This window comes from Planctomonas deserti, assembly GCF_003067705.1.
Classification (GTDB): Bacteria; Actinomycetota; Actinomycetes; order Actinomycetales; family Microbacteriaceae; genus Planctomonas; species Planctomonas deserti.
Genome location: NZ_QANL01000118.1, coordinates 1 through 597, shown reverse-complemented (window position 1 = coordinate 597; position 597 = coordinate 1). Strand labels below are relative to the sequence as shown.

Here is a 597-nt window from a genome sequence, read left to right as displayed (position 1 = left end):
CCAGCTTGGTCACCTGCTTGCCGGCGTCCAGGTGCTTGTCGATCTCGTCGCAGCGCAGTTCCTGGTGCTGGCACTTGACCACCGCGCCACCTTCCACCGGGTCCTTCATCTCGCACTCTTCGCCCAGGCTCAGCCCGGTCGGCAGCGGCTCGCCGGCAATCCAGCCGGTCAGGATCGAACGCGGCGCGACTTCGGCGTTCAGCGGCATCGCCGGGAAGCTGCCGAGCAGGCCACGGATGTCGGACATGAAGTACTCGCCGGTCTTGCGGCTGGAGGTATCCACTGCCACGTAGCCGTGCTGCAGGTCGATGAAGGCGTCGTTGCGCGAGGACTTCACGAAGGCGCGCGGCAGCAGTTCATGCAGCAGGTCGTCCTTCATGCGCTTGCGCTCGCGGCCACCCGGGCGGCGGCCTTCCTTCTCCTCGATCTCCTCCAGCTTGCGCTCAAGCAGGTCGTTGACCACCGCCGCCGGCAGGATCTTGTCCTCGCCGCCCACGGTCAGCCACAGGTGTTCGGCGATGCGGTGGGAGAGCAGTTCCTTCTCCTCGCGGCCGAATGGCGAGATGAAGCCGCGCGAATTCATTTCCAGTGCGCCGA

General features: G+C 66.2%; 1 protein-coding gene. It reads right to left on the bottom strand.

Annotation, left to right across the window (positions count from 1 at the left end; genetic code table 11):
• Positions 1-597 (bottom strand): recombination-associated protein RdgC (rdgC, locus tag DAI20_RS19855; protein WP_108252900.1); only part of this gene is annotated, 597 nt, incomplete at both ends.